This window comes from Shewanella sp. MF05913, assembly GCF_059758095.1.
This window is the reverse complement of the sequence record NZ_JCAYNT010000006.1, coordinates 150,249-174,795: the sequence shown is the minus strand read 5'-3', so window position 1 is coordinate 174,795 and position 24,547 is coordinate 150,249. Positions and strand designations below refer to the sequence as shown.

Below are 24,547 nucleotides of genomic sequence, written 5' to 3'. Positions count from 1 at the left end.
TTTCTTCCTTATTATTTGTCTAGCAAAAAAATGGCCAATTAAGGCCATTTTTATTTAGCTATCAGCGTGCTCGTTCTCTGGCACGTCATCTTCTTCTTTTTTACTGTAAAAACGTGCAGCAATCAAGCCACCTTCAAACAATAACAGCATTGGTATCGCTAGCATAGTCTGAGAAATAATATCGGGTGGTGTTAACAACATACCAATCACAAACGCACCAACCACAATATAAGGACGTTTTTGACGCAGTTCATCTGGTGTCGTGACGCCAGCCCAACATAATAGAACTACGGCTACTGGAATTTCAAAGGCTAAACCAAAGGCAAAAAATAACTTCAGAATAAAGCTTAAGTAACTGCTGATATCCGTTGCGACTTGCACACCTTCAGGAGCAACACTGGTGAAGAAACCAAATACAACCGGAAACACAATGTAATAAGCAAATGCGATACCCAAATAAAATAGCAAGGTGCTACTCGTCAGTAGTGGAATCACTAAACGCTTTTCATGCTTATATAATCCCGGTGCTACAAATGACCAAATTTGATATAGCACATAAGGAATCGCAATAAAAAATGCGAGTACTAATGTCAGTTTAAAAGGCGCAAAAAACGGTGCCGCTACGTCTGTTGCAATCATGCTGCCCGTTTCAGGCAATGAACGCATTAACGGTAGTGCGATATAGTGATAAATATCATTTGCCCAATACACAATCGTAATGAATACGAGTAACACACTGCCAATGGCTTTGAGCAATTTGTTGCGTAATTCAAGCAAATGGCTGATAAGCGGTTGCTGTTGTGACATGAATTATCCGTTTGATTTAGGAAGTGAACTGTTTTCGGATGTTTTTTCGGCTGCTTTTTCCGTTGTTGTGTTCGATGCCGCTGGTGTTTCGGTGGCCGATGCAACAGGTGAAACATCTTCGACCTTATAAGGTCTATTGACTGATTCTGCAGCTTGTTTTAACTGTTCTATCGACTCTTTTAATTCAGGCGATAAATTGGCTAAGCCTTTGCTCTCTGCTTTTTTTAAGTCAGAGTGTAGTTGCTCAATTTTTAGTTCTTGTTCGAGTTCATCTTTAACAGAGTTAGCCATACGCTTTAGGGCGCGGATCCAACCTGTCACTGAACGTACCGCAACCGGTAGTCTTTCGGGGCCGAGTACCACAAGCCCCAAAACACCAATCAGCAGCAGCTCCATAAAGCCGATACCGTCAAACATAATAAATTACGCCTGTTTATCTTTAGATTCAGGTTGCTTTTCAGCGGCCTGTTGCGAAGTCGCTGCTGTCTGGTCTGTTTCGAGATCTTTGTCTTCTATCGATTTCTTTTCGTCTTCTGGAGACATGGCATTTTTAAAGCCTTTAACTGCTCCACCTAAATCACCGCCCAATGAGCGTAATTTTTTAGTACCAAATAATAAAATGACAATTAACGCAACGATTAGAAGCTGCCAAATACTGATGCCGCCCATGAAGATTATCCTCTTTAAATAAAAAATGGTTTTTGTAAAACGTTATCTTAGGAGTACACAATACCATCCAATTCTTTAAGTATTATGACTGTCTAATAAATTAGTGCTAGCTAAAATTTACGATTCTTTGGCCTAGATCGCCATCCAACTGCCCAAATTAATACACCGACACCAATGCAGGTGTATGCAGGCCATAGTGTAGCGTTTTGAGATAATAAAATTGTGCCACAGATCAACAATATTGCAGATGTGATCAGCAGGTAATTACTCTTGTGGGATTTTTGTTGATAGCGCAGATACTTATCTAACATCTGTTGTTGGGTGCCGAGTAATTTACGTCCCAGTTTTAAGTTGTCGTAAATCAGCTCTGGGAACTCAGGTAATTTGTCTGCCCAAAATGGCGCATTAGACTTTACTTTGTTGAACATGGCTTTAGGGCCAACTTGTTCAGACATCCAATTTTCAAGAAACGGTTTGGCTGTTTGCCATAAGTCGAGTTGCGGGTATAACTGACGACCTAACCCTTCGATGTAAAGAAGGGTTTTTTCCAGTAATACCAGTTGTGGTTGCACTACGATGTCAAAATGACGTGCGGTGCGAAACAGTTCCAGCAATACATGGCCAAATGAAATCTCGTCTAATGGCTTATTAAACATCGGCTCACACACTACTTTTACGGCCTGTTCAAAGGCAATGATATCGGTGTGTTCAGATACCCAGCCAGACTCAATATACAGCTGTGCGATGCGATGATAGTCACGATTGAAAAAGGCTAAAAAATTCTCCGCAAGATAGCGTTTATCGACTTCCGTTAGCGTGCCCATAATCCCGCAGTCTAAGCCGATATAAAATGGGTCGTCAGGGTGTTCACGGCTGATAAAAATGTTACCAGGGTGCATGTCGGCATGGAAAAAGTTATCGCGAAAAACTTGGGTGAAAAACAGCTCTACACCACGTTCTGCCAATAATTTAAAGTTAGTGCCTTGAGCTCGTAGCGCTTCGGTGTCGGATACTGGAATACCGTAAATCCGCTCCATGACCATTAAGCGCTCGTAGCTGTGTTCTTCGTAAACAAAAGGCACATAAAGTGCATTTGAATCGATAAAGTTATTACGCAGTTTTATCGCATTAAGGGCTTCAAGTTTAAGGTTGAGCTCGCCTAAAATCGTGGTTTGGTAATCTTCAATAACTTCAGCAGGGCGAAGGCGATTGCCTTCACCGAGTATTGCCTCAAGCAGATTGGCGGTTTGAGTCATCAATTGCAAATCCGCTAAGATTTGCTGTTCCACATTAGGGCGCAGCACCTTGAGTACCACGTCTTTACCGTTGGATTTTAAAATGGCGGTGTGCACTTGCGAGATAGACGCTGATGCTAACGGGGTATCATCAAAATCATCAAAATAGGTGTCGATAGGCGCGCCAAGCTCGGCTTCTATTGCCTCTCGAGCCAAGGCCGAATCAAACGGTGGCACTCTGTCTTGTAGCATGGCGAGTTGATAAGCCCATTCATCGTCGAGTAAATCTCGACGAGTCGATAGCATTTGTCCCAGCTTGATATAAACCGGACCTAACTCTTGCATGGCTAATTTTAAACGTTCGGCAGGGGACTTGGTTTTGTGTTTGTTACGCACCCAAAATAAGCCGTTACGTAAAATGGAAAAATACCAAGGCTTTTTGTGTCGAGGAATGAGGTCATCTAAGCCATAATGCAATATGGTTTTAATGACATGGTAACCACGCCTAATACTTGCAAATGTCATTGAATTATTTGCTCTCTTAATTTGGCTATTTTAGCTTCGATACGTTCAGTTTGGCTCACCAGCTCTTCGAGATTATCACGAAAATGCAGCATCTCAATTTTATGTGGTGCTAGGCGATACTCTTCTGTTGTCAATTGGCTGATATGCGAGCGAGTTTTGTGAATGACTTGCTTCATCTCTTGACCGAATTGCTTTATGCCAGTGACTAACTTATGAGTTGGAGCATCACCAATATAGCGTGACAAAGGTTCAGCAAAATCGAAATGAATATTGTGTAAGTAGTGGCTAAGGGTTTGTAAAAGCTGGATATCACCGTCGAGGCTGAGCTTATCTTGTTTTATCAACTCAGTTAAATTGGCCCCTTCGGTTAATTGGTAAAGAGTTGATGCATCGGCATTAACGGTCACCGCGACATCACCTTCGTAATAACTCATGACCTGAATTTGCTTGGCAAAGATGAGGTAAATAGGCCAGCTTAACTGGCTTAACTGAATGCAAATCACCTTGCCATGCAATGATTTCTGCCGGGCATAATCATCTTTAGCGTTTGGCGGTAATCGACTAAAACCGGTTTCGATAGCCGCGCACACTAACAAAGCAAACTGATTGGGTACCATTAGAACTTATAACCTTTGTGCAATGCCACAACACCATCGGTCATGTTGGTGTAGTCCACTTGTTCAAATCCAGCATCAACCATCATTTGCTTTAAGGTTTCTTGATCTGGATGCATGCGAATTGACTCTGCTAAGTATTCATAGCTGTCGGCATCTTTGGTGATTAATGCGCCCATTTTAGGTAACACCTTAAAGCTATACATGTCGTAAACTTTACGCATTAATTCATGCTTAGGCGTTGAAAATTCAAGCACTAACAGTTTGCCACCTGGCTTTAACACTCGGTGCATTGAACGCAAAGCAGCGTCTTTATCGGTGACATTACGCAAACCAAAGGCAATGGTAATAATGTCGAAGTGGTTATCTGGAAACGGCAATGCTTCAGCATTGGCTTGCACATAACTGACGTTATTCACTATGCCTTTATCGCGCTGTTTAGTACGGCCCACTTTAAGCATCGAATCGTTAATATCAGCCAGTACCACCTGGCCGCGATCGCCGACTAGATTCGAAAATTTAGCGGTTAAATCACCAGTACCACCAGCGAGATCTAATACCTTCATTCCTGGGCGTGCAGCTGCCGTTTCAATCGTGTGACGCTTCCAAAAGCGGTGAATACCAAAAGACATCACGTCATTCATAATGTCGTATTTAGCCGCGACAGAGTGAAACACATCCGCGACTAAATCAGCCTTTTTATCCGCTTCGACGGTTTTATATCCAAAATGAGTGTTCTTTGGTTCGCCCTCAGACATCGGTATATTCCTATAATGTGCGATTATTCATTGCGAGTGTAAGTAATAGCGAGTGTAAGTCATTGCGAATGATTGCTGAAACACTGTAGTGCTAGAGTGTGACAACAATCAATTAGTTGTCATGCATACACGTTCAGTGGTTCACATCATCTTAACACGCCGCAATGCTCTCGCGTCGATTAACCCTGATTAACGTCGCTATCAAAGGCTAAAAAATTGCCCTGCATTAGAGCATAAAATTAGCCTTTAATGAATAGCTTCAGGGGATTCTAATTCAAGCGGGCTAGTCGCCCTTGAATATAAGCGTAAATTAACTCACTAAGGCCTTGGCCAACATCTCGATAACCCGCGATTTGCCCCGAGTGATGGCATGCTGGTGCAGCTTCAGCAAAATGCACATAACTGCATGGGCAATGTTTGGCGATATAGTGGATATAATGGCAGGCATCGAGTAGCGGAATACCGGCAAATGTGGCGGCGCTGCTAGGCATATTGGCAATCGCGTCAACATCGAGTTCTAATGCTACCGGTAATTGAGTTTGATTTAACCCTTTGGCAATGTGTTTTAACGCTGTTTCGAGTGGCAGCTCACGGCGTACCCAAATTTGTTGAAAACTATGCCATGTGGCACCAAAAAGGCTTAATTGCTCAAGTGTTGCTTCGGTGTTTTTCAGTTCATGCAATCCTAAAATATGATAGTGGTCTAGCGCGCCGCTTGCGGCTGCATAACTAAAGCCGTTACCGCTATGGCGTCCTTCTCGCGGTCTGAAATCACTGTGAGGGTCTAGATTTACCGCTGCAACCGGTAAGCCGTTATAGGCTTTGGTGGCCATTAATAAACCATATGCATTGTTGTGACCGCCGCCAATCACTATGGGTTCTAATCCGGCTTGCAATATATGGGTTGCAGCTTCGATAACTAAGTTATCTAGCTCAACAGTGGCTTGGCGAAGCTCATCAATACTGGCTGTTGATTCTGGTGAAGAGACGAGGCTAATCTGTCCGAGGATGACGCATTCATTTCCGTCTAAAAACCGATTAGATTGCAGATTAACAAATTGGCTGACACTCGCATTAAAGGCATCGTTTGCGCCACCTCGGCCTAGATTAGCCCGAGGACCAACATCTTCGGCTATTGCAAGAATGGCAAAGCGGGCGCCGTGCGATGCAGCATGTTGTGCATTTTGCTCAAGCGATAGATCAGCGTTAGCCAGTAACACTCGTTGACCTAATTTAGTCTCATTGGCTCTGGTATTGAGCAATTCCTGACAATGTTGTTCAGTAAATGCAGTAAACATAATGTGCCTCACTGTAAAATAACCATAAAAAAACCAGCATAGCTGGTTTTTAAAGTAGTTGTCGGCCAGCTAAAACAAAGTGTTTAGCAACGACTTGATAGCCGTTAGGTATTATTCAATATCTAAAGGTTCTGGAGATAAAATCACGCCAGTATTATCAGCATAGATATGGTCACCAGGTAAGAACGTCACACCGCCAAAGTTAACCGGAATTTCAACTTCACCTACACCGTTACCTTCTGCGCCAACAGGAATAGATGCAATGGCTTGAATACCAATATCAAGTTCTTCAAGTGCGTCAACATCGCGCACAGAACCATAAATAATAATGCCTTCCCAGTTGTTTGCTACAGCAAGCTCAGCAATTCTACCGTCTAGCAGTGCACGTCTTAATGATCCACCGCCGTCAACTAACAGTACTTTGCCTTCGCCATCTTCTTCTAAAGCGTCAGCAATCAGGCCGTTATCTTCAAAACATTTAATGGTACTGATTGAGCCACCGAAAGAGCTGCAACCACCGTAGTTACTGAACATTGGTTCTACGACATCAACTACATCAATATACATGTCGCAAAGTTCTGAGGTGTTGTATTCCATATTTAACTCCTGTTAGGCAGCAAGGGGAATTGCTGGGTCAAGCAAAGATAAATGAATTATATGAGCTTTTTACGAAAATAAAAGCCTTATCAATCACGCGATTGTTGTAAATCAACATTTTGTGTAAATGCTTGAAATGAGCTGATTAACCTAAATACAGAACAAGGATCAATTTTGGAAGTAATTTTCTTTCAATTTGAACCAATTAGTCGATATATGTTGATTTAGGTCATCCTAATACGTTTTTTAATTACATTTCTGCTCAACATTTTGTTAGCATATTACGTAGATTATTAATGTTAGTTTAAATTTTTTGCTAGCTTTAGGGGCACGGATCCCCCGTTACGCTTACGGAAGGCAGAGAGCCTGAAATTGAGGTTCTTATGGAAAATATCGATTTGATTGAAGTCTTAGGGTATGCAGCATCAGTTATGGTTGCGATTTCTTTGATGATGAAAGACATCGTCTTTTTAAGATGTTTAAATTTTCTTGGTTGTTCTTTCTTTGTTGCTTACGGGTATTCAATCGAAGCGTGGCCAGTGGCGGGCATGAATGCCTTCGTTGCCTGTATTAACATTTATCACTTAGCTAAAATTTACCGCAATAAGCAGTTGCAAACTCAAACTGTCTAGATTGCTGTTTAGCGAAGTGAGTCGCACTAACTTAAGTCGCACTAACTAAGTCAGACTAAGTCGATAATAAAACCTCTCAAGCTTATGTTTGAGAGGTTTTTTGTTTTAATCACCTCATTCAAAGCCATTGTTAATATGGATCACGATTTACCGTTCACTATTTCACTGTCATAAATTCACTGTCATAAAACTTTAGGCTAACTGTCACCTCGCATTCATTGCGGCTCTTTATTATTTGACTTATTAACAAATAAATAACCTTGCTCGGGTTGAAGATGTCCCAGCGTTTGGCATGGAGTCAAGCATGAAGATAAGTATCAGTGAGTTAGATAAATATTGGTTTTATTGGATAATGCAATTTAGTCGAGACAATCAATTAAGCCAGGCGGCTAAGCGAGTGTCGGCAACTGGCGATGGTCAGTACTATGTTTACTGTTCTGTCGCATTATTATTTTTTCATCCTCATGGTCAACCATTTTTCAATTTAGTGCTCGGCAGTTTTATTGTCGAATTTCCGCTGTATTTATTGCTAAAAAATAGCATTCGACGTCATCGTCCCTGTCATGCATTGGCCAATTTTGATTCATGTTTTGAACCGTCAGACAAATTCAGCTTACCGTCTGGGCACACAGCGGGAGCATTTGTGTTCGCGAGTGTGGTGAATGTGATTTTTCCATCGCTAGCACCTATTGCCTTTGCTTGGGCGTGTTTTGTGGGGGCATCACGAATTGGCCTTGGCGTGCATTATCCGTTAGATATTATTGCTGGTGCAGGACTAGGAATGGGCTCGGTGATGCTGGTTGAGCAATTAATGTTGTAACTGAATATGGATATTAAGTGCTGTTTTACAGCACCTATTCACTCAACCACAGAGGATATTAAGGCGATATGAAAATTTTGTACGGGGTTCAAGGCACGGGGAATGGTCATATTAGTCGTGCGCGAGTGATGGCTAAAGCCCTTGGCCAGCATAATATTGATGTCGATTTTTTATTTTCAGGTCGCCCGTCTGAGCAGTACTTTGATATGCAATGTTTTGGCGATTACCAAACACGTAACGGCATGACATTCATGACTGAGAATGGTCGGGTTAATGTGTCTAAAACCGCCAAGCAAAATCTAGTGACTAATATTTTTTCTGAAATTAAGCAATTAGAGTTAACGGGTTATGACCTGGTATTAAATGACTTTGAACCTGTTACTGCTTGGGCTGCACGTCAGCAAAATGTGCCGTCGATTGCCATTAGTCATCAAGCTGCATTGCAGTACGATGTACCGAAGCAAGGCACAAATTGGTTTAATGAACTGCTCCTAAACCGTTTTGCGCCAGTGGATATTTCACTTGGCTGTCATTGGCATCATTTTGGCTTTCCTATATTACCGCCTTTTGTTGAGGTGTCTGCGAGTTGTGGCGATCATAGCCACCAAATATTAGTGTATTTACCGTTTGAGGATCCCGACCTGATTGCCGAGTTTTTAGCACCGTTCGACCAGTATCAATTTTTTGTTTATCACAGCACTAAACCGCTAAAAGGTATTGGGGCGCATATTCATTGGCATGGTTTTAACCGAGAAGGGTTTAAGCAACATATGTCGCAATGTGGTGGTGTGATTGGTAATGCAGGCTTTGAATTAGCCAGTGAGGCGATGACGTTAGGTAAAAAGCTGCTGGTTAAACCATTGATGGGGCAGTTTGAGCAACTCGCTAATGTCGCAGCACTGCAATTATTGGCCGCTGCCGAGAGTATGGAAAGTTTAGATTCTGTAATATTAAAGCGCTGGCTTAAATCGTCGTCGCCTAAGCCCATTGCGTATCCGCAAGTGGGTAACGCGTTAGTTGATTGGTTAAAAAAGGGCGATTGGCATCAGCCTGAAATACTCTGCCAAAACTTGTGGTCGCAAGTTGAATTGCCCGAAAACTGGCATAAAAAACAATAGACTCTTCTCGACAGAGAGCAAAAAAATGTGAATATTAGCACTTTTTATCTAGGCTAAATAAGGCGGCTGCGTCATGTTGATTACGAGTGGCGGTTGTGTAGCACTTCTAATAGCTGATCTTCTAACTCGAAACGTGATTCCAGGGCTTGAGCCAATTTCGATAGATCGGTGTCTAACTGATACAAGATGTTTTCGTCGGCGGCTTCGGTGTATTTATCGTTAAAGTCCAAGGCTGTATCGGTACTGTCACTAATTAGCGGCAATAAACCTTTAGCTGTATCTGTGCTTGACTCGCCAAATTTCTCACAAGCTTTTACTACGTTGTTGTAAACCTCAAAGTGGCCTTCAGACACATAGTCGACTAACTGATCGCAAAAGTCTTTAACTTGTTCAAGGCTTGGTAGCGACTTTTCTGTCCGAGAATAGGGTGCGAGACCTGCAACAATAAAATACTGGATCAATAATTTTCTGCGGTGATTAAGCCACTGATCGATTAATTTGTTGGCGCCGCCCCAGCGTTTTTCTGCTTTTTCTAATTTTGTTAGCATGTGTTTTCTCTAATCAGCAACCTTTATATAACACCTAATGTATTGGACAAAGTGTATTGTGATCAACTGTTTTATTTATATTTTCAGGACCAACCAGCTAGAGGTGGTGAATATAGAGGGCGGGGGAGGATAGAGAATAAAAAACCCCGTGATGGTAAGCCATCACGGGGTAACGAAGTTTTCAAAGGCTCGATTTATCGGGCTTCTTGATTGTTCTTGCTAGCGCACACTTTTTATACCAAACGACTCACTGTGGCGCAACGTTTAATCCAATAATTTGCGATTTATGCGTCAGTATTGTGTGTTTTGTGAGCAGGGAAGTGGATATGTTAAAAAAATAGTCATCAGATTTAGGAATAGCTCACATATCTCTTGCATGGGTGGTTACATTAATCGCGTAAGTGCTAAACTACCGCCCAGCAGAAATCATAACAGTCTAGGAAGAAAGCCCACATGGCAGAATTAAAGAATGATCGTTATTTACGTGCGTTGCTAAAGCAGCCAGTTGATGTCACTCCTGTATGGATGATGCGCCAAGCAGGCCGTTATTTACCAGAATACAAAGCCACTCGAGCGCAGGCAGGCGACTTTATGTCTTTGTGCCGCAATGCTGAATTGGCTTGTGAAGTAACGTTACAACCGTTACGTCGTTATGATTTAGATGCTGCGATTTTATTCTCAGATATTTTGACGGTACCCGATGCGATGGGTCTTGGATTGTATTTTGAAGAGGGCGAAGGTCCACGTTTTCAACGTCCAACAGATACGATAGACGCCATCAAAAAGCTTTGCATCCCAGATCCAGAAGACGAATTAGGTTACGTAATGCGTGCAGTGAGCACCATTCGTCGTGAACTTAATGGCGCAGTACCGTTAATTGGCTTCTCAGGTTCACCTTGGACATTAGCCACTTATATGGTTGAAGGCGGTTCAAGTAAAACGTTTGAAAAAATTAAACGTATGGCATATGCAGAACCTGCAGCACTACACATGTTACTAGACAAGTTGGCCGACTCAGTTGTGTTATACCTTAACGCTCAGGTGGCTAACGGCGCACAATCGTTAATGATTTTCGATTCATGGGGCGGTGCATTATCGCATCACGCTTACCGAGAATTCTCATTACGTTACATGCAAAAAATTGTTGATGGCTTAACCCGTTTTGCCGATGGCCGTAAAGTGCCAGTGACCTTGTTCACTAAAGGTGGCGGATTATGGTTAGAGTCTATGGCTGAAACCGGTTGTGATGCACTTGGTTTAGATTGGACTGTTGATATTGGTGATGCTCGTCGTCGTGTAGGTCATAAAGTAGCATTACAAGGCAACATGGACCCATCAATGTTGTATGCATCGCCTGAGCGTATTCATCAAGAAGTGGATCAAATTCTTGCAAGCTACGGTGAAGGTACCGGCCATGTATTTAACTTAGGCCATGGTATTCACCAACATGTTGACCCTGAACATGCTGGTGCATTTATCAATTCGGTGCATGAGTTATCGGGTAAATACCACAAGTAATTGAGTGGTATGAGCTAACAAAAGCGAACCTTCGGGTTCGCTTTTTTGTTGCTCGTTTTTTGTTTTTTAAATTTGAGCGGTTAATTTTTCTATTTTACGTCTTTCCGGTAATGCTTGTGAGCCGGAATCCAACTGTTTTTAATTATTTATGCTTTATTATATCGGTTTTATGGCCTGCGGCCACAAGGTCGTGGCGCTTCGCCCACACAAGACCAAGAGGAAACCAACGGCTGTTCCCTCTTGGAACTCCCAGCCGCCCCGCAACATTTTCAAACTGCGAAAAGTCGCCATGGGGATTTATCCAGCTTTTGACTTCATATTTAACCGTCTTAGGCCTTATTCGAAAATGCTAACGCTTCCGATGGTACATCCTGTACCGCGAAAGCTAGCTCGCCATCCATGGCTAGCTCACGCTATTTTCTTCAACGGCCCTAAATGTATTTAATCCTGAAACCGGAAAATACTTCACGTCTTTTAAATGATTTAAATTATTTACAATATAATCAGTAGAATAAAGTTGGTTTAAGATACAAGTGTCATTCTAGATTCACCAAGCAGTTTCTGAGTTAAAAACCACTTCCGTCAAAACATGAAATACTATAACATCATATTTTAAGTGATAATTATTGATCAAACTGAAATTTTTACAACTCAAATGCTATATGTAGTTTGTGCTTTGTAAATCAGGCGAAGTTATGGAAATTAAAACGAGTTGTTAATCATTACTCTTTTAAATCAAAGGAATAAATTAGATATGGACGCTTATGAGAGTTAAGAAAATATTGGCATCATGGTTTGAAAATAAACATGTGAGATTATGTTCAGACTTAGTAATACTTATTGCCTCTGGATATTTAATGATAAAGAAATCAATTGGTTTCTCTGTATCAGGATGGCTTTTACAAAATGCTTTTCATCAACCTTTAGTTAATTTTTATGTATATATTTCAGCAGTAATCTTAGTTATCGCAATTATCATTAAAATATTCATACTTTATTTTGATAATTTTCCAGCGCATAACCATGCTTTTGTGGAACCAGATGAGATTTCCGATTGTTTACATAGAATGAATAGTGAAATATGCAATCATCTCGATAAATGCTCTAATACTCAACCTGCTAGTATAAAATTCCTTTATGAACAGCATGGATATAAAGTGAATCTAGCTCTTATTGTCGAGTCTTTAGCTGAACACATTAGGAAGTCTTCTAATAGCCTAAAAATAAAGAAAAAAGATTTATTTGTTTCACTGTATTTATATAATGATATCACTGGGTGTTTGGAATATATATTACATTTTGATCCCAAAAGAGATTTGGTTGAGACAAAGATTATTGATTTGAATTCAGATAAATATGAGCAATATGAAAGTGTTAAGTGTATTAGGTCAAAAAAATCGAATGCTTATGTCCTAAGCGGTAAAGCTAATTATGCTAAAGGAGCTTCTAAGAGACATAAGTCAATACAGCATTATTTGGGTTGTAAATTAACATCAGAGAAAAAAATCTATGGTTTTCTGAATATTGAATTTCATCACAATCAGCTATTTTTTGATGAAGGAGAAATGCAAGATTTCATGGAGGAGCATATTTATCCATTTAAGCTATTATTAGAATATCAATTTTTAAAGAAAGATTTTTTTGATAGCCTTAAAAATTTTGATGATAATTGGAGGGCAGCATGAAAGATTCCACTTTTAGTTCCAACTCCAAATTGTTTTCTGACATCGAGTCAGTAAAACGCAGTATTCGTGAAGATATACATAACCAGTGTAGAAATATTTCTAGTAGTCCATCAGTAGAAACAAAGAAAGAAAAGAAAGAAATGCAAACCAAAATACATCATAGAGTCCCATGATGTTTTTTATTGGATTTTCACTTGTAGAAAGCCATGATGCTAAATCGAAGAGAGTCGAATGACAGGTGCAGATGAGTCAGCGAGTATCCAAAACAGGGATGTTTTGGTTAAGCCCACATGGAGGTGCTTGCGGCGTCTCGCTGAATTATCTGCACGATAGCATGCTGCAGGCAATTAGTTATCATGACGCCTAATGATAGATAAACCTTAATCAGTACCAATTTTAGATATGAAGAAATCGTTATTCATTTGCGATTCAAAAATGAGATTAACTTTGCGTCACCAACTCTATCTTAAACTCACTTCCTACCCCTGGTTGGCTGTCGATTTCAATTTTGCACTTTAATAACCCCAATAACTGCCTGACGATGGCGAGTCCGACGCCGAGTTGTGGCAGGCTTTGATTAGGTTCAAAAGATAGCGTGGTCATCGACAATTGTTTGAGGGCGTCGACTTCATGTTTGTGCATGCCTGCGCCGGTGTCGCGCACGGTTAACCATTGCTGGTTATTGTGGAGTACATTGATGATTTGAATCTTGCCGCCGGCGGGAGTGTAGCGCAGCGCGTTGTCTACTAAGTTGTTGAGTATGCGGCGCATTAAGGTTGGGTCGGTATAAATTTGGCTTGTATGGTTGATGTCAAAATCTAGCTGAACCCCGAGTTTTTTAGCCCGTGGAGTAAAAGTTTGTTCAATCTCGCTAAGCAATTCACTTAAGTTGACTTGTTGTAATTGCGCATCGATTTGACCATTTTCTAATGCGGCTAATTCTAATAGCTGTGCCAATAACTGTTGTAAGGTTTGGCCTGAGTTGGCAGCATATTGGATCAATGCCTCGTCGCGCTCATTTTCAGGCAAAATAAGCCAGGTGTCGATATAGCCTAACAGTGCAGTAAGCGGCGTTTTTAAGTCATGCGACAGGTGCAATAAAAAGTCATGTTTAGCTTGTTGTTGGCGTTTAACCTGCTGTTGTTGCAGTTGGATTTCTTGCAGTAAATGATTGATATGATGACTTAGCTGGCTTATTTCTAAACTGCCGCGATAACGCTGCGGTAGCATCAGGTCATCTGACATAGGTTTATCTTTTAGCTCGGTTAAATCCTGGGCTAATTTTTGAATTGGGCGGGTAAAGTAGCGTAATAATATGACAAACAACACGAGAGCAAACAGTATCCAAAATCCGATAGTGGCGCCCCATATTTTTGGCTGGTTTTCGGCATTAATCAGTGCTTGCCAGCTGTCGTAATCTTCGCCACCAATAATCACGTACAAATAGCCGCTGTGAAGTCCGTCTGCGTTAATTAATTTACTCACCGAAAATATCTTTTGGGTGTCTTCACTACGCGGATCCGTGCCAAGCACAGGCAGGTTTTCGCCGGTTAAAAACTGCTGAATAATATTGGTATCAACGCGGTGAGTTTTGATTTTTTCATCTTTGGCATCATAGGCAATCACTTGGCCATTTGGATCTAGAGTGTAAATTTCAAAACTTGGGCCTAACAGCATAAAGTCATGAAAGGCTTCTTTAAGCGCTGCATCAGAGGTGATGCCTTGCGACAGCAAAGGATTGATGTGGGCCATGTGTTCAGCCAATTCTCGATGCAGTGATTGTTGTATTTGGTTGCGGCTAAACTCATGGTTGAGTTGCAACCATTGCCATAAAGCGACAAATAACAATAATGCAATGAGTGTAGCGGTTAGAAATAGTCGGTTAAATAGGCGATTCATTAGTGGGTTTGCACCTCTGGTGGTGAAAATTTATAGCCTACGCCCCATACGGTTTTCACTAAGTCATGTTCGGGTGAACACTGCGACAATTTATTGCGTAATCGATTGATATGACTATTAACTGTGTGTTCGTAACCGTCATAGTTGTATCCCCACACAGCTTCGAGTAATTGCATTCGGCTGAAAACTTGTAGCGGATGTTTGGCTAAAAATAGCAGTAAATCAAACTCGCGGGCGGTGAGGGTGAGCGCTTTGTTAAATGCGGTGACTTCGCGGGTGCTGGAGTTAATGGTAACGCTATTAAATTCAATTTGTTGAGTTTGCTCTTGATGGGCTTTACCGCGTCTTAGTAAGGCTTTTACACGGGCGCGCAGTTCTAATACGCTAAAAGGTTTCACCAGATAATCATCGGCTCCGGCCTCAAGGCCTAATACGACATCTGCTTCTGAGTCTTTGGCGGTTAACAGCATCAGCGGCACTTCCTTACCTGCTTGGCGTAATTGCTCACACAACATTATGCCATCACCATCGGGGAGCATGCGATCCATCAATATGAGGTCGAGTTTTTTATGCTCGATAATGTGCATGGCTTGCTTCAAGGTAGTGGCGTGATCGACGCTGTAATTGAGTGCTTTGAGGTTAAGTATGATTAATTTAGCCAGGTCTTGTTCGTCTTCAACTAGCAAAATATGTTGCGGACAAACATGGCCATTATGTTTAGCGGTTCCATTCATGGTGACTTCCTCAAAGCAAATCCAGTAATTGCATTAATACTTAGACCTGCTTTGAGGAGAATAAATTTCAACCGGGTTAATATTTATTCAGTCGACACGAGCGATTAAGCTTATTCAGTCCGCATAATAGTGACGGCTAACACGGGGTTATCAAAACGATGTGATGCATCCAGTACCGAATCGGCTAAGCCGTCGTACATTGAAATAACACCTGGATGAATATGGACAAAGTCGACATCATCACGCGCAGCATTAAAGCCTTCGCCGCCATCAGCGGGTCCTGGCATAGTGCCTTTGGCTTCGCTGTTGGCTTCAGTGCCTGCATCATAAGCCATAAACTTCATCGCGGTTGTAGCATCAACTTGCATACCTGCAATGGCATAACTGTTAATGCCAGTAAAGGCATCGTTAGTGTTAACCAGCATGGTCGCTAAGCTAATACTCGCCACATCGGCTTCATCTAAGGTCAAGGTTAGGGTTTCTGACATACCAGGCATTAATAAGCCTGTGCCGTTAACGCTGCTATTGATCACGCCTAGCGCGGCTATATCGGCAGTATCACCACCTTCAGCCATTTTTTCTATCGCTTCGCTGGCCATTTCACCGGCGTTCCATAACATGGCATCGCTAGCATGAGCGGCTAAAATCACCGGCGACATGGGTTGATTAGCGGTTAAGTTAGTCACTGTCACCGTGAAGGTTTGCATCACAGGTGCTGGCGGAGTCTCATCAACGGTATCGTTGTCGTCATTACCACATGCTGTTAATAGGGTGGCCGCTGCCAGCATGGCGAGTAAACTGGGCTTTAATGTAAAGTCAGTGAGTTTCATGGGCTACCTCCTTATTTTACTGTCACCACAACTTTGGCTACAGGGTTCAACCAGCGATGTACGCGACTGTCTAGGTCACTCATGCCACCAGCAGGGTCCATGTCACCTAAAACGCCTGGATGGGTATGTACATTACTGTTTTCAGAATTGTCCATTACACCCGTACCATTGGCTCCGCCGTCACCACCAGGAGCTGCAGGGATGCCCGGTACGCCTGACATGCCGCCACCATTAATGATTTCATCATTGGCTTCGGTGCCAGCATCATAAGCATTTACGTACATAGTATAAGTGCCCGCTTCTGTTGGTATTTCCCAACCATCTAGTCCAACAAAAGCATCGTTAGTAGGTAACACCATCGCAACAATCGATAGATGGGTATTATCGCCAGTATCCAGCATCACTTCGCTCACGCTTGCACCGGCGGCCAGTAATCCCATTGCTGGGTTGGCTGATGTTACGCCCGCATTACCGGTAACAGCAGCATCTAAATCGGCAATGTCACCACCTTCAGCCATTTTCTGCAATGCTGCAGAGGCTTCGGTACCTACTTGAAACAGATGGCTGTCAGCGTCGTGAGCAGCGATCAAAAGAGGGGTGAAGTGATTTCCGTGAGTTAAATTGGTCACGCTAACTTCAATATCCGCTGCCAAAGTTGGAAGACTAAATAATCCAGCAGCCATAAGACTTGCAGTCACTAATGTACGTTTCATAACCGAGCTCCTTTTGTTTAATTGCATCCAGTATGCGGCAGGAGTTTCACCAGGTTATTGCCAAATTATCACAAAAGTTTAACATCGTAGCTGGCTATATTGGCGTGTGCTAAAGTGTGCTGAAACAGACAAGAATATAAGATTATGATTAGAGAACTTACCCACGCTGACTTTGATGCAGTGATAGCCCTAGGCGAAATTGTTCACGGCAGTGGTTATATGGACATTGCTGAACTCACGGCGATTTATCACAAAAGCATTAAACACGGTATTAACGCCAATTTTGTCGCAATTGAAAACGATCAGCTAATTGGTTTTCGATTAACCTATGCTGCAGGGCAGTGGCCGCAAGATCAGTGGTGCACGGTAGATAAGTGGGGCGTTGCATTTGAGGATGTGTGTTATTTCAAATCGAACACTATTGCAGAATCTGCTCGTGGAAAAGGCCTCGGCGGACTGTTATTAGCAGCCTCTAAAACGGCAGTGATTGCCCAAGGTGCTAAAGCGGGAGTGAGCCATTTGTGGCAACAAAGCCCCAACAATGCAGCAGTGCGCTATTTTACGAAAGCGGGCGGGCAGTTAATTGCCGAACATCCTCAGCGCTGGCATCAACGTTACATGGGGGAAGAGTATATGTGCGTTATTTGCGATCACGACTGCCACTGTGTCGCCTGTGAAATGCTGTTAGTTTTTTAGTCGGGTTTACTCATTTTAATATAATAAGAAGAAGCGCAATATGTACGATCCATTGGTTAACGCTCATCCTAACAATCAACCTTTTGCGCCCAGCTATTGGGCGACGACACAAGCATTAGGCGACCCCACTGCTGCATTATCTGGCCACCAGCAAGTTGATGTGGCTATTATTGGCGGCGGCTATACCGGGCTGTTAACTGCGTATTATTTGGCAAGTGAGTTTAATATTGACTGCCATGTGTTGGAGGCCAATCAAGTCGGGTTTGGTGCCAGCGCCCGTAATGCTGGGTTTGTGTTAAAAGGCTCAGGCCGGTTAGGGTATGCCGCCATGACTCAACGTTGGGATTTAGCCACCACCAAAGGCATTTATGATGAGTTTACCCAGGCTGTCGCGCGCGTCGATGGCTTAATTAAACAACACAATATTGCCTGTGAGCCGCAAGAAGCCGGTTATTTAAAAGTGGCCCATAATCCCAAAGCACTGGTCACATTGCAAAATGCGGCTCAGTATATCCAACAACACCTAACAGATAGCCAAGATAGCGGCGCTGAGTTTATCACTAGCCACGATTTTAGAACCCAGTATTTAGACCATCATCAAGCCTATGGTGCTTTACGCTTAAAAGACGGTTTTGGTCTTAATCCGCTTAAATTATTACTCGGTTATAAGGACATGGTACAAGCCCAAGGCGTGACGATTTCTGAGCAATCTTGCGTATTAGATTGGATTGAAGAGGGTGGTAAGCATCGTTTAATCACCGCCAACGGTGAGTTGATTGCCAATAAAGTGATTATGGCGGGCAATGCCTACACGCCAAAGCGCTTTAATCAGCGAATAGATGACAAGTTTTTACCGATATTAAGCAATGTGATTGTTACCGAGCCGCTCACCCCTCAAGAGCTGACACAGGCTGGTTTGCATACACATCAAGTCACTATGGACACGCGTATTTTAAAATACTACTACCGCTTACTGCCAGATAACCGCTTACTGTTTGGTGGCCGTGGTGCTGTGTGGGGCAAAGATGCGGCAAACCCAGTGTATGGGGAGCGCTTAAAAATGGCGCTTAATAAATGTTTTCCGAGCTTATCAAGCAAAGCGATAGCCTATAACTGGACCGGCTGGATTGCCGCAGCGATGGACGATATGCCTCATGTCTATAGTAAAGGTGGCATAGGGTACAGCTTAGGATATTGCGGTGCGGGCGTGTCGTTTAGCAGTCAAGCAGCGTATCGATTAGCACAAAGTATAGCGGGTGAAACGTTGCCTAACCTGCCTTTATATCAACAACCGTTACCACCATTCCCCTTCACCCAAGCAAGACGCCTTGGGCAATGGGGTTATTATCATTATGGTTGGTTAAAAGACCGCTTTGGTTAATCGGCCATTTCTAGGTTAATAGACGACGTCTTAGTTAGCCGACGACTTCGCCAGTGCTGATTTTAGTTTCGTCTAATGGTTCGATTTTGAAATTAAAATAAGCATAAGTGGCACTCACAAATGGACACACCAAGTTAAAGAAGGCATAGGGCAGGTAGGCAATGGTTGCTACGCCTAAGGTACTGGCCATAAAGGCGCCACAGGTGTTCCAGGGTACCAATGGGCTGGTGACTGTTGCAGAGTCTTCTAATGAGCGACTCAAATTAACCGCGGCTAATTTACGGCGAGTGTATTCAACCTTCAACATTCGCCCTGGCAGTACAATAGCAATATATTGGTCGGCGGTAATGATGTTAGCGCCAATACACACCCCAATGGTGGTAATGATGAGGCTTGTGGTGCCGGTCACTACGGTAAGAATGCTTTCTAAAATACGGTTAAGTAAACCGGTGACTTCCATCACGCCGCCAAATGCCATGGCGCACAAAATTAACCACACAGTGGTGACCATGCTGCTCATGCCGCCTCGGCTTAATAGGCTGTCTAATACTTCATCACCCGTGTTGGCCACATAACCGTCAAACATGGCAATCCATAAGCCTTTTACCAGTGCAACTACCGGTACTAGTGTATCGTCGTGCACAAAAGCGATAACGTTATCAAACTGAAATAGTGCCGCACATGCAGCGCCGGCTAATGTGCCTAATATTACTGTGGGAAATGCAGGCATTCTTCTGTTAGCTAAATACAACACCACTAATAAAGGAATGAGTAAATGCAGCCCAGGGCTGTAGGTTTTATCTAATAGCGCCAGAGTGTCGGTAAGTTGGTTTTCAATCGGGGTGGCATCTGCGGTTAAGCCTAAAAAAGTAAAGCCGATAAGGGCAATAATAATGCTCGGTACAGTGGTCCAGGTCATGTGGCGAATATGGCTGAAAATATCGGTGCCAGCCACTGCTGGCGCCAGGTTGGTGGTGTCAGACATAGGTGACATTTTATCGCCAAAATAAGCACCACTGATAATAGCACCGGCAGTAATGTTCACATCTAAACCCATGGCAGATGATATGCCCACTAACGCGATCCCGAGGGTACCGGCAACAGTCCAGGAGCTGCCGATACTTAACGCCACTACTGCGCACAATAGACAACAAGCGGTATAAAAATAATCGGGATTAAGGATTTGCATGCCATAGTAAATCATCGTTGGCACAGTGCCTGCTAAAATCCAGGTACCAATGAGTGAGCCCACGCTGAACAAAATTAATAGCGCGCCTGTGGCAACCCCGATACTTTTTACAATTCCGCGCTCCATTTGGTTCCAGCTGTAGCCATTCTTATAACCAATGATCATTGCTATACATGCCGCTAACACTAATGCGATTTGGTTGGCGCCAGATGAGCTGTCGGATGAAAATAAATATACCGCAGCACCCAGCATAATAATGAGTGCAAATACGGGAATAAGCGCATCGAGTAACGTGGGCTGTTTATGGTTCGATGGCGATGGTTTTGAAGGCTCAGCTTGAGACATACGATTTCCTTTATAATTATTATTTTGACCAATATCTCATTCGTGTGAGCTGGCTTAATGATTTTTTAATAACTTGGTAACGAATTTGTAACAGGCCACATCCTGACAAAAAAAGGCCAATAAGTCGAATATTGTTATCGTGAACCAATGATTTGAATGAACAGTATTAAGTGATGCGGTGGGGTGTTGTGCTTGCTTAGTTACTTGGCTTGGTTAAATATGCTGATATTGATTGGTCGCTCGCATAAATATCCGCTAAGGATATATGGTGGGACCAGTGATACCCTTGCTAGAATATCTCACTTTACTCAGTCGGATGAGCTAAATGAGTGCGCGATATGAGTGTTCGATATGAGTGTTCGATATGAGTAGTTACTTGGGGTGATTAAGGTGGTTAACGATGGCACTTTCAGCATCCGCTTTGTTGGCTTTACTTTTCACAGGGCTGATATTAGTCATGGCACTGTGGCCTGTCATATCTTCGGCAATATGTAACCAATCTGGATGCCAATAAAAAGTGGCCCCTGCTAATGTATTCCAGCCATGTACGCCTGATTTTTCCCCTTTGTAGATAAGGTCTTCGATAGAATATGACATTGTGTACTCCAAGCATTATTAATAAAGTTACTCGCGTTTAGTCATCGGATAGATAACCGCTTAACCAATTCGCTTTATATTAGAATGCACCTCATACAACACGATCTTAGTGATCTAGATCACATAAAACAGGGTTTATAAGCAAAGTGAATAGAAGTTAATCTTTTGCGGTAATTAAAATACTAATCTTGGGGATCAGTCTTGGCAGAGGCATTAAGCTTAATCATTAAATGGATTGAGTGCTTATTTTACTCACATGATATGAAAGAAAATTTATGGCTATAAAAATAAAAATCCCTGCGATGTTACCATCTCAGGGAGTGTTTTATGTTAACAAGATAAGCGAATGATTTACGCTTTAGCTTGTTCACGTGCAATGGCGCGGTAAGCGATATCGGTACGGAAATAAACGTCATCCCAATGGATGGCATCCACTAAACCGTAAGCGGCCTGTTGGGCTTCGGTTACCGTGTTACCTAAGGCGGTAGCGCATAATACACGGCCGCCGTTAGTCACCACATGGCCGTCTTTCATCTCGGTGCCGGCATGGAACACTTTGCCGTGTACATCGCCAAGCGTTAAGCCGTTAATCACATCGCCTTTATTGTAAGCGTCTGGATAACCGCCAGCGGCCATAACCACACCGACTGCTGCGCGTGAGTCGAACTCTGCGGTGACTTTGTTCAATTCACCACGAGTGGCTGCTAGGCAAAGCTCAACGATGTCAGACTGTAAACGCATCATAATCGGTTGGGTTTCTGGGTCGCCAAAGCGGCAGTTGTATTCAAGCACTTTAGCGCTGCCATCTGGTGCAATCATCAGGCCTGCGTATAAAAAACCAGTGTAAACATTGCCTTCAGCAGCCATGCCATCAACCGTTGGGCGAATAACGTGGGCAATAGTCCAATCATGTACCGCTTGTGTTACTACCGGGGCAGGTGAATAGGCACCCATGCCGCCCGTGTTAGGGCCGTAATCGCCGTTGTCACGTGCTTTATGGTCTTGGCTGGTGGCCATTGCGAGAATGTTTTTGCCGTCTACCATCACGATAAAGCTGGCCTCTTCGCCTTTTAAAAATTCTTCAATCACCACGCGTGAACCGGCATCACCAAACTTATTACCTGCAAGCATATCGTCAATGGCAGCATCAGCTTCAACTTGATTGGCTGCGATAATCACGCCTTTCCCCGCGGCTAAACCGTCGGCTTTAATCACGACAGGGAAACCTGTTTTTGCGGTCAATGTTGCCGCATAAACTTTAGCGGGTGCAATCTCAGTGAAGTTTGAGTAGTCAGCCGTTGGAATGTTGTGACGGGCTAAAAAATCTTTAGTGAACGCTTTTGACGATTCAAGCTGTGCCGCGCCTTTTGTAGGGCCAAAAATCGCTAAGCCTGCAGCATTAAAAGCATCAACTACGCCTAGTGATAATGGCACTTCTGGGCCGACGATGGTAATTTCGATGGCGTTATCTTTGGCAAAGGCGACAAGTGCGTCAATTTGTTCAACATCAATAGCGACGTTTTCTAACTTAGGTTCTAAAGACGTACCAGCATTACCGGGGGCGACAAACACTTTTGTTACTTGTGCTGACAGAGCCGCTTTCCAGGCTAAAGCATGTTCACGACCGCCGCCACCAATTATAAGTACCTGCATCTTATTCACCTTTTAATAAATTAAATAATATGATTCTTTAAACGAAAAAAGCAGCCAAACAAGGCTGCTTATTTCTAATGTTGCTTAGTGGCGGAAGTGACGCATGCCAGTAAATACCATGGCCATACCGTGCTCATCTGCCGCGGCGATGATTTCTTCATCGCGAATAGAACCACCCGGTTGGATGATGCAGCTAATACCCGCTGCTGCTGCTGCGTCGATACCGTCGCGGAATGGGAAGAAAGCGTCAGATGCCATCACTGAGTTTTCAACCACTAGACCTTCATCCGCTGCTTTAATACCCGCTATTTTCGCTGAATATACACGGCTCATTTGGCCTGCACCGACACCGATTGTCATGCCATCTTTGGCGTAAACAATGGCGTTAGATTTTACAAACTTAGCCACTTTCCAGCAGAACATTAAATCTTTTAGTTCTTCTGCAGTTGGTTGACGCTTAGACACCACTTTAACGTCTTCTAAATTCACCATGCCTTGATCGCGATCTTGCACTAACAAGCCACCATTCACGCGCTTGTAATCAAGTGTTGTGGTTTGAGTGTTCCACTCACCACACTCAAGTAAACGCACATTCACTTTAGCAGCAACGATATCTCGTGCTGCCTGACTGACTTTAGGGGCAATAATCACTTCAACAAACTGACGGTCAACAATGGCCTGAGCCGTTTGCGCGTCTAACTCCTGGTTGAATGCAATAATGCCGCCAAATGCTGATGTTGGGTCGGTTTTAAAAGCGCGGTCATAGGCTTCTAATAAGTTAGCGCCTAGTGCCACACCGCAAGGATTAGCGTGTTTAACGATAACGCATGCAGGGCCTTCAAACTCTTTAACGCATTCTAGCGCTGAGTCAGTGTCGGCGATGTTGTTGTAAGACAAAGCTTTACCTTGTAGCTGAATCGCACTGGCCACTGAAGCTTCATCAATTTGCGTATCAACATAAAACGCCGCTTTTTGGTGGCTGTTTTCACCGTAACGTAAATCTTGTTTTTTAACGAATTGAGAATTAAAAGTACGTGGGAATGTAGAATCGTCATGACATTCGTCGTTACTGTGTGCTGGCACCATAGTACCGAAGTAGTTGGCGATCATTCCGTCGTAAGCAGCGGTGTGCTCAAATGCGGCAATGGCAAGGTCAAAACGAGTTTCTAGCGTAGTGCTGCCATTGTTGGCTTGCATCTCAGCAATCACGCGAGCGTAGTCTTTTGCGTTAACCACAATGGTGGTGTCTTTGTGGTTTTTGGCGGTTGAGCGCACCATGGTTGGGCCGCCAATGTCGATGTTCTCAACAGCGTCGGCTAAGGTACAACCTGGCTTAGCCACAGTTTCAGCAAATGGGTATAAGTTAACAGCCACTAAATCGATAGGGTTAATGGCGTTTTGTTCCATTACCACTTCGTCAATGCCGCGACGGGCTAAAATACCGCCGTGAATTTTTGGATGCAGCGTTTTAACACGACCATCCATAATTTCTGGGTGACCTGTGTAGTCAGAAACTTCAATTACCGGGATGTTGTTGTCTGCAAGTAGCTTTGCAGTACCGCCCGTAGATAAGAGTTCAACACCTTGTGCATGCAGCGCTTGTGCAAACTCAAGGATTCCAGTTTTATCTGATACGCTTAATAGCGCGCGACGAATTGGTCTGACATTATTCATGTAGGTACAGGG

At 43.2% G+C, this 24,547-nt stretch carries 24 protein-coding genes; 7 read left to right on the top strand and 17 right to left on the bottom strand.

Translation table 11 applies throughout. The annotated features are described in order from the left end of the window. Positions 1-54: 54 nt before the first annotated feature. From tatC to rraA, 8 genes are all read right to left on the bottom strand, one after another. On the bottom strand, positions 55-807 hold the full coding sequence (tatC, locus tag AC19MV_RS10225; protein ID WP_432404603.1) for a twin-arginine translocase subunit TatC: 753 nt from the start codon (positions 805-807) through the stop codon (positions 55-57). A gap of 3 nt (positions 808-810) precedes the next feature. After that, complete coding sequence (gene tatB / locus AC19MV_RS10220; protein WP_498307402.1) at positions 811-1,224, bottom strand: Sec-independent protein translocase protein TatB; 414 nt, start codon at positions 1,222-1,224, stop codon at positions 811-813. Positions 1,225-1,230: 6 nt separating this feature from the next. Further along, positions 1,231-1,476 (bottom strand): Sec-independent protein translocase subunit TatA, encoded by a 246-nt coding sequence (tatA, locus tag AC19MV_RS10215; RefSeq protein ID WP_432404611.1) that lies wholly within the window; start codon positions 1,474-1,476, stop codon positions 1,231-1,233. Between the two features lie 110 nt (positions 1,477-1,586). After that, entirely contained in the window at positions 1,587-3,236 is a 1,650-nt protein-coding gene (gene ubiB, locus AC19MV_RS10210; RefSeq protein WP_432404615.1) for a ubiquinone biosynthesis regulatory protein kinase UbiB, read from the bottom strand. After that, positions 3,233-3,853 (bottom strand): ubiquinone biosynthesis accessory factor UbiJ, encoded by a 621-nt coding sequence (locus AC19MV_RS10205; RefSeq protein WP_498307400.1) that lies wholly within the window; start codon positions 3,851-3,853, stop codon positions 3,233-3,235. Before AC19MV_RS10205 ends, ubiB begins: the two co-directional genes overlap by 4 nt. Further along, a complete protein-coding gene (gene ubiE, locus AC19MV_RS10200) occupies positions 3,853-4,608 on the bottom strand; it encodes a bifunctional demethylmenaquinone methyltransferase/2-methoxy-6-polyprenyl-1,4-benzoquinol methylase UbiE (RefSeq protein WP_498307398.1) in 756 nt (251 codons plus the stop codon). Before ubiE ends, AC19MV_RS10205 begins: the two co-directional genes overlap by 1 nt. A 269-nt stretch (positions 4,609-4,877) precedes the next feature. Beyond that, positions 4,878-5,906 (bottom strand): formimidoylglutamase, encoded by a 1,029-nt coding sequence (locus AC19MV_RS10195; RefSeq protein ID WP_498307396.1) that lies wholly within the window; start codon positions 5,904-5,906, stop codon positions 4,878-4,880. Between the two features lie 111 nt (positions 5,907-6,017). Beyond that, positions 6,018-6,503, bottom strand: a complete 486-nt coding sequence (gene rraA, locus AC19MV_RS10190) for a ribonuclease E activity regulator RraA (protein ID WP_188957327.1) — start codon at positions 6,501-6,503, stop codon at positions 6,018-6,020. A gap of 383 nt (positions 6,504-6,886) precedes the next feature. Here rraA and AC19MV_RS10185 point away from each other — a divergent pair, with 383 nt between their 5' ends. The 3 genes from AC19MV_RS10185 to AC19MV_RS10175 all read left to right on the top strand — a co-directional run bounded on the left by AC19MV_RS10185 (position 6,887) and on the right by AC19MV_RS10175 (position 9,073). Next, a complete protein-coding gene (locus AC19MV_RS10185) occupies positions 6,887-7,135 on the top strand; it encodes a YgjV family protein (protein WP_498307394.1) in 249 nt (82 codons plus the stop codon). Between the two features lie 304 nt (positions 7,136-7,439). Continuing rightward, positions 7,440-7,955, top strand: a complete 516-nt coding sequence (locus tag AC19MV_RS10180) for a phosphatase PAP2 family protein (protein ID WP_498307393.1) — start codon at positions 7,440-7,442, stop codon at positions 7,953-7,955. A gap of 68 nt (positions 7,956-8,023) precedes the next feature. Next, positions 8,024-9,073: an MJ1255/VC2487 family glycosyltransferase gene (locus AC19MV_RS10175; protein WP_498307391.1), complete on the top strand. Its 1,050-nt coding sequence runs from the start codon at positions 8,024-8,026 to the stop codon at positions 9,071-9,073. 80 nt (positions 9,074-9,153) lie between these two features. Here the strand turns inward: AC19MV_RS10175 and rsd are convergent, their stop codons facing one another. Then, positions 9,154-9,621, bottom strand: coding sequence for a sigma D regulator (gene rsd / locus AC19MV_RS10170; RefSeq protein WP_432404639.1), 468 nt, complete (start codon positions 9,619-9,621; stop codon positions 9,154-9,156). 453 nt (positions 9,622-10,074) lie between these two features. Here rsd and hemE point away from each other — a divergent pair, with 453 nt between their 5' ends. Next, positions 10,075-11,139 carry a uroporphyrinogen decarboxylase gene (gene hemE, locus AC19MV_RS10165; protein ID WP_432404642.1) on the top strand — a complete coding sequence of 355 codons (1,065 nt, stop codon included), beginning with the start codon at positions 10,075-10,077 and terminating at the stop codon, positions 11,137-11,139. Positions 11,140-11,903: 764 nt separating this feature from the next. Next, positions 11,904-12,824, top strand: a complete 921-nt coding sequence (locus AC19MV_RS10160) for a hypothetical protein (RefSeq protein ID WP_498307389.1) — start codon at positions 11,904-11,906, stop codon at positions 12,822-12,824. A gap of 441 nt (positions 12,825-13,265) precedes the next feature. Here AC19MV_RS10160 and AC19MV_RS10155 read toward each other — a convergent pair whose 3' ends face one another. The 4 genes from AC19MV_RS10155 to AC19MV_RS10140 all read right to left on the bottom strand — a co-directional run bounded on the left by AC19MV_RS10155 (position 13,266) and on the right by AC19MV_RS10140 (position 17,000). Further along, a complete protein-coding gene (locus AC19MV_RS10155; protein WP_498307388.1) occupies positions 13,266-14,723 on the bottom strand; it encodes a sensor histidine kinase in 1,458 nt (485 codons plus the stop codon). Then, a complete protein-coding gene (locus AC19MV_RS10150) occupies positions 14,723-15,457 on the bottom strand; it encodes a response regulator transcription factor (protein WP_432404655.1) in 735 nt (244 codons plus the stop codon). The genes AC19MV_RS10155 and AC19MV_RS10150 overlap by 1 nt, the downstream gene beginning before the upstream one ends. A gap of 110 nt (positions 15,458-15,567) precedes the next feature. Then, entirely contained in the window at positions 15,568-16,287 is a 720-nt protein-coding gene (locus tag AC19MV_RS10145) for a spondin domain-containing protein (RefSeq protein ID WP_498307386.1), read from the bottom strand. An 11-nt stretch (positions 16,288-16,298) separates the two neighbouring features. After that, positions 16,299-17,000, bottom strand: coding sequence for a spondin domain-containing protein (locus AC19MV_RS10140; protein WP_432404662.1), 702 nt, complete (start codon positions 16,998-17,000; stop codon positions 16,299-16,301). 144 nt (positions 17,001-17,144) lie between these two features. On the opposite strand from AC19MV_RS10140, the gene AC19MV_RS10135 reads away from it, so the two are divergent. Together AC19MV_RS10135 and AC19MV_RS10130 are read left to right on the top strand one after the other, a co-directional pair. Further along, positions 17,145-17,696 (top strand): GNAT family N-acetyltransferase, encoded by a 552-nt coding sequence (locus tag AC19MV_RS10135; protein WP_498307385.1) that lies wholly within the window; start codon positions 17,145-17,147, stop codon positions 17,694-17,696. Between the two features lie 40 nt (positions 17,697-17,736). Then, a complete protein-coding gene (locus AC19MV_RS10130; RefSeq protein WP_498307383.1) occupies positions 17,737-19,077 on the top strand; it encodes an NAD(P)/FAD-dependent oxidoreductase in 1,341 nt (446 codons plus the stop codon). A gap of 34 nt (positions 19,078-19,111) precedes the next feature. Here the strand turns inward: AC19MV_RS10130 and nhaC are convergent, their stop codons facing one another. The 4 genes from nhaC to purH all read right to left on the bottom strand — a co-directional run bounded on the left by nhaC (position 19,112) and on the right by purH (position 24,535). Further along, positions 19,112-20,611, bottom strand: a complete 1,500-nt coding sequence (gene nhaC, locus AC19MV_RS10125; protein ID WP_498307381.1) for a Na+/H+ antiporter NhaC — start codon at positions 20,609-20,611, stop codon at positions 19,112-19,114. Between the two features lie 372 nt (positions 20,612-20,983). Next, positions 20,984-21,208, bottom strand: coding sequence for a hypothetical protein (locus AC19MV_RS10120; RefSeq protein WP_498307379.1), 225 nt, complete (start codon positions 21,206-21,208; stop codon positions 20,984-20,986). Positions 21,209-21,559: 351 nt separating this feature from the next. Then, complete coding sequence (gene purD, locus AC19MV_RS10115) at positions 21,560-22,861, bottom strand: phosphoribosylamine--glycine ligase (RefSeq protein ID WP_498307378.1); 1,302 nt, start codon at positions 22,859-22,861, stop codon at positions 21,560-21,562. 84 nt (positions 22,862-22,945) lie between these two features. Beyond that, positions 22,946-24,535, bottom strand: a complete 1,590-nt coding sequence (purH, locus tag AC19MV_RS10110) for a bifunctional phosphoribosylaminoimidazolecarboxamide formyltransferase/IMP cyclohydrolase (RefSeq protein WP_498307376.1) — start codon at positions 24,533-24,535, stop codon at positions 22,946-22,948. Between the last annotated feature and the right edge of the window lie 12 nt (positions 24,536-24,547).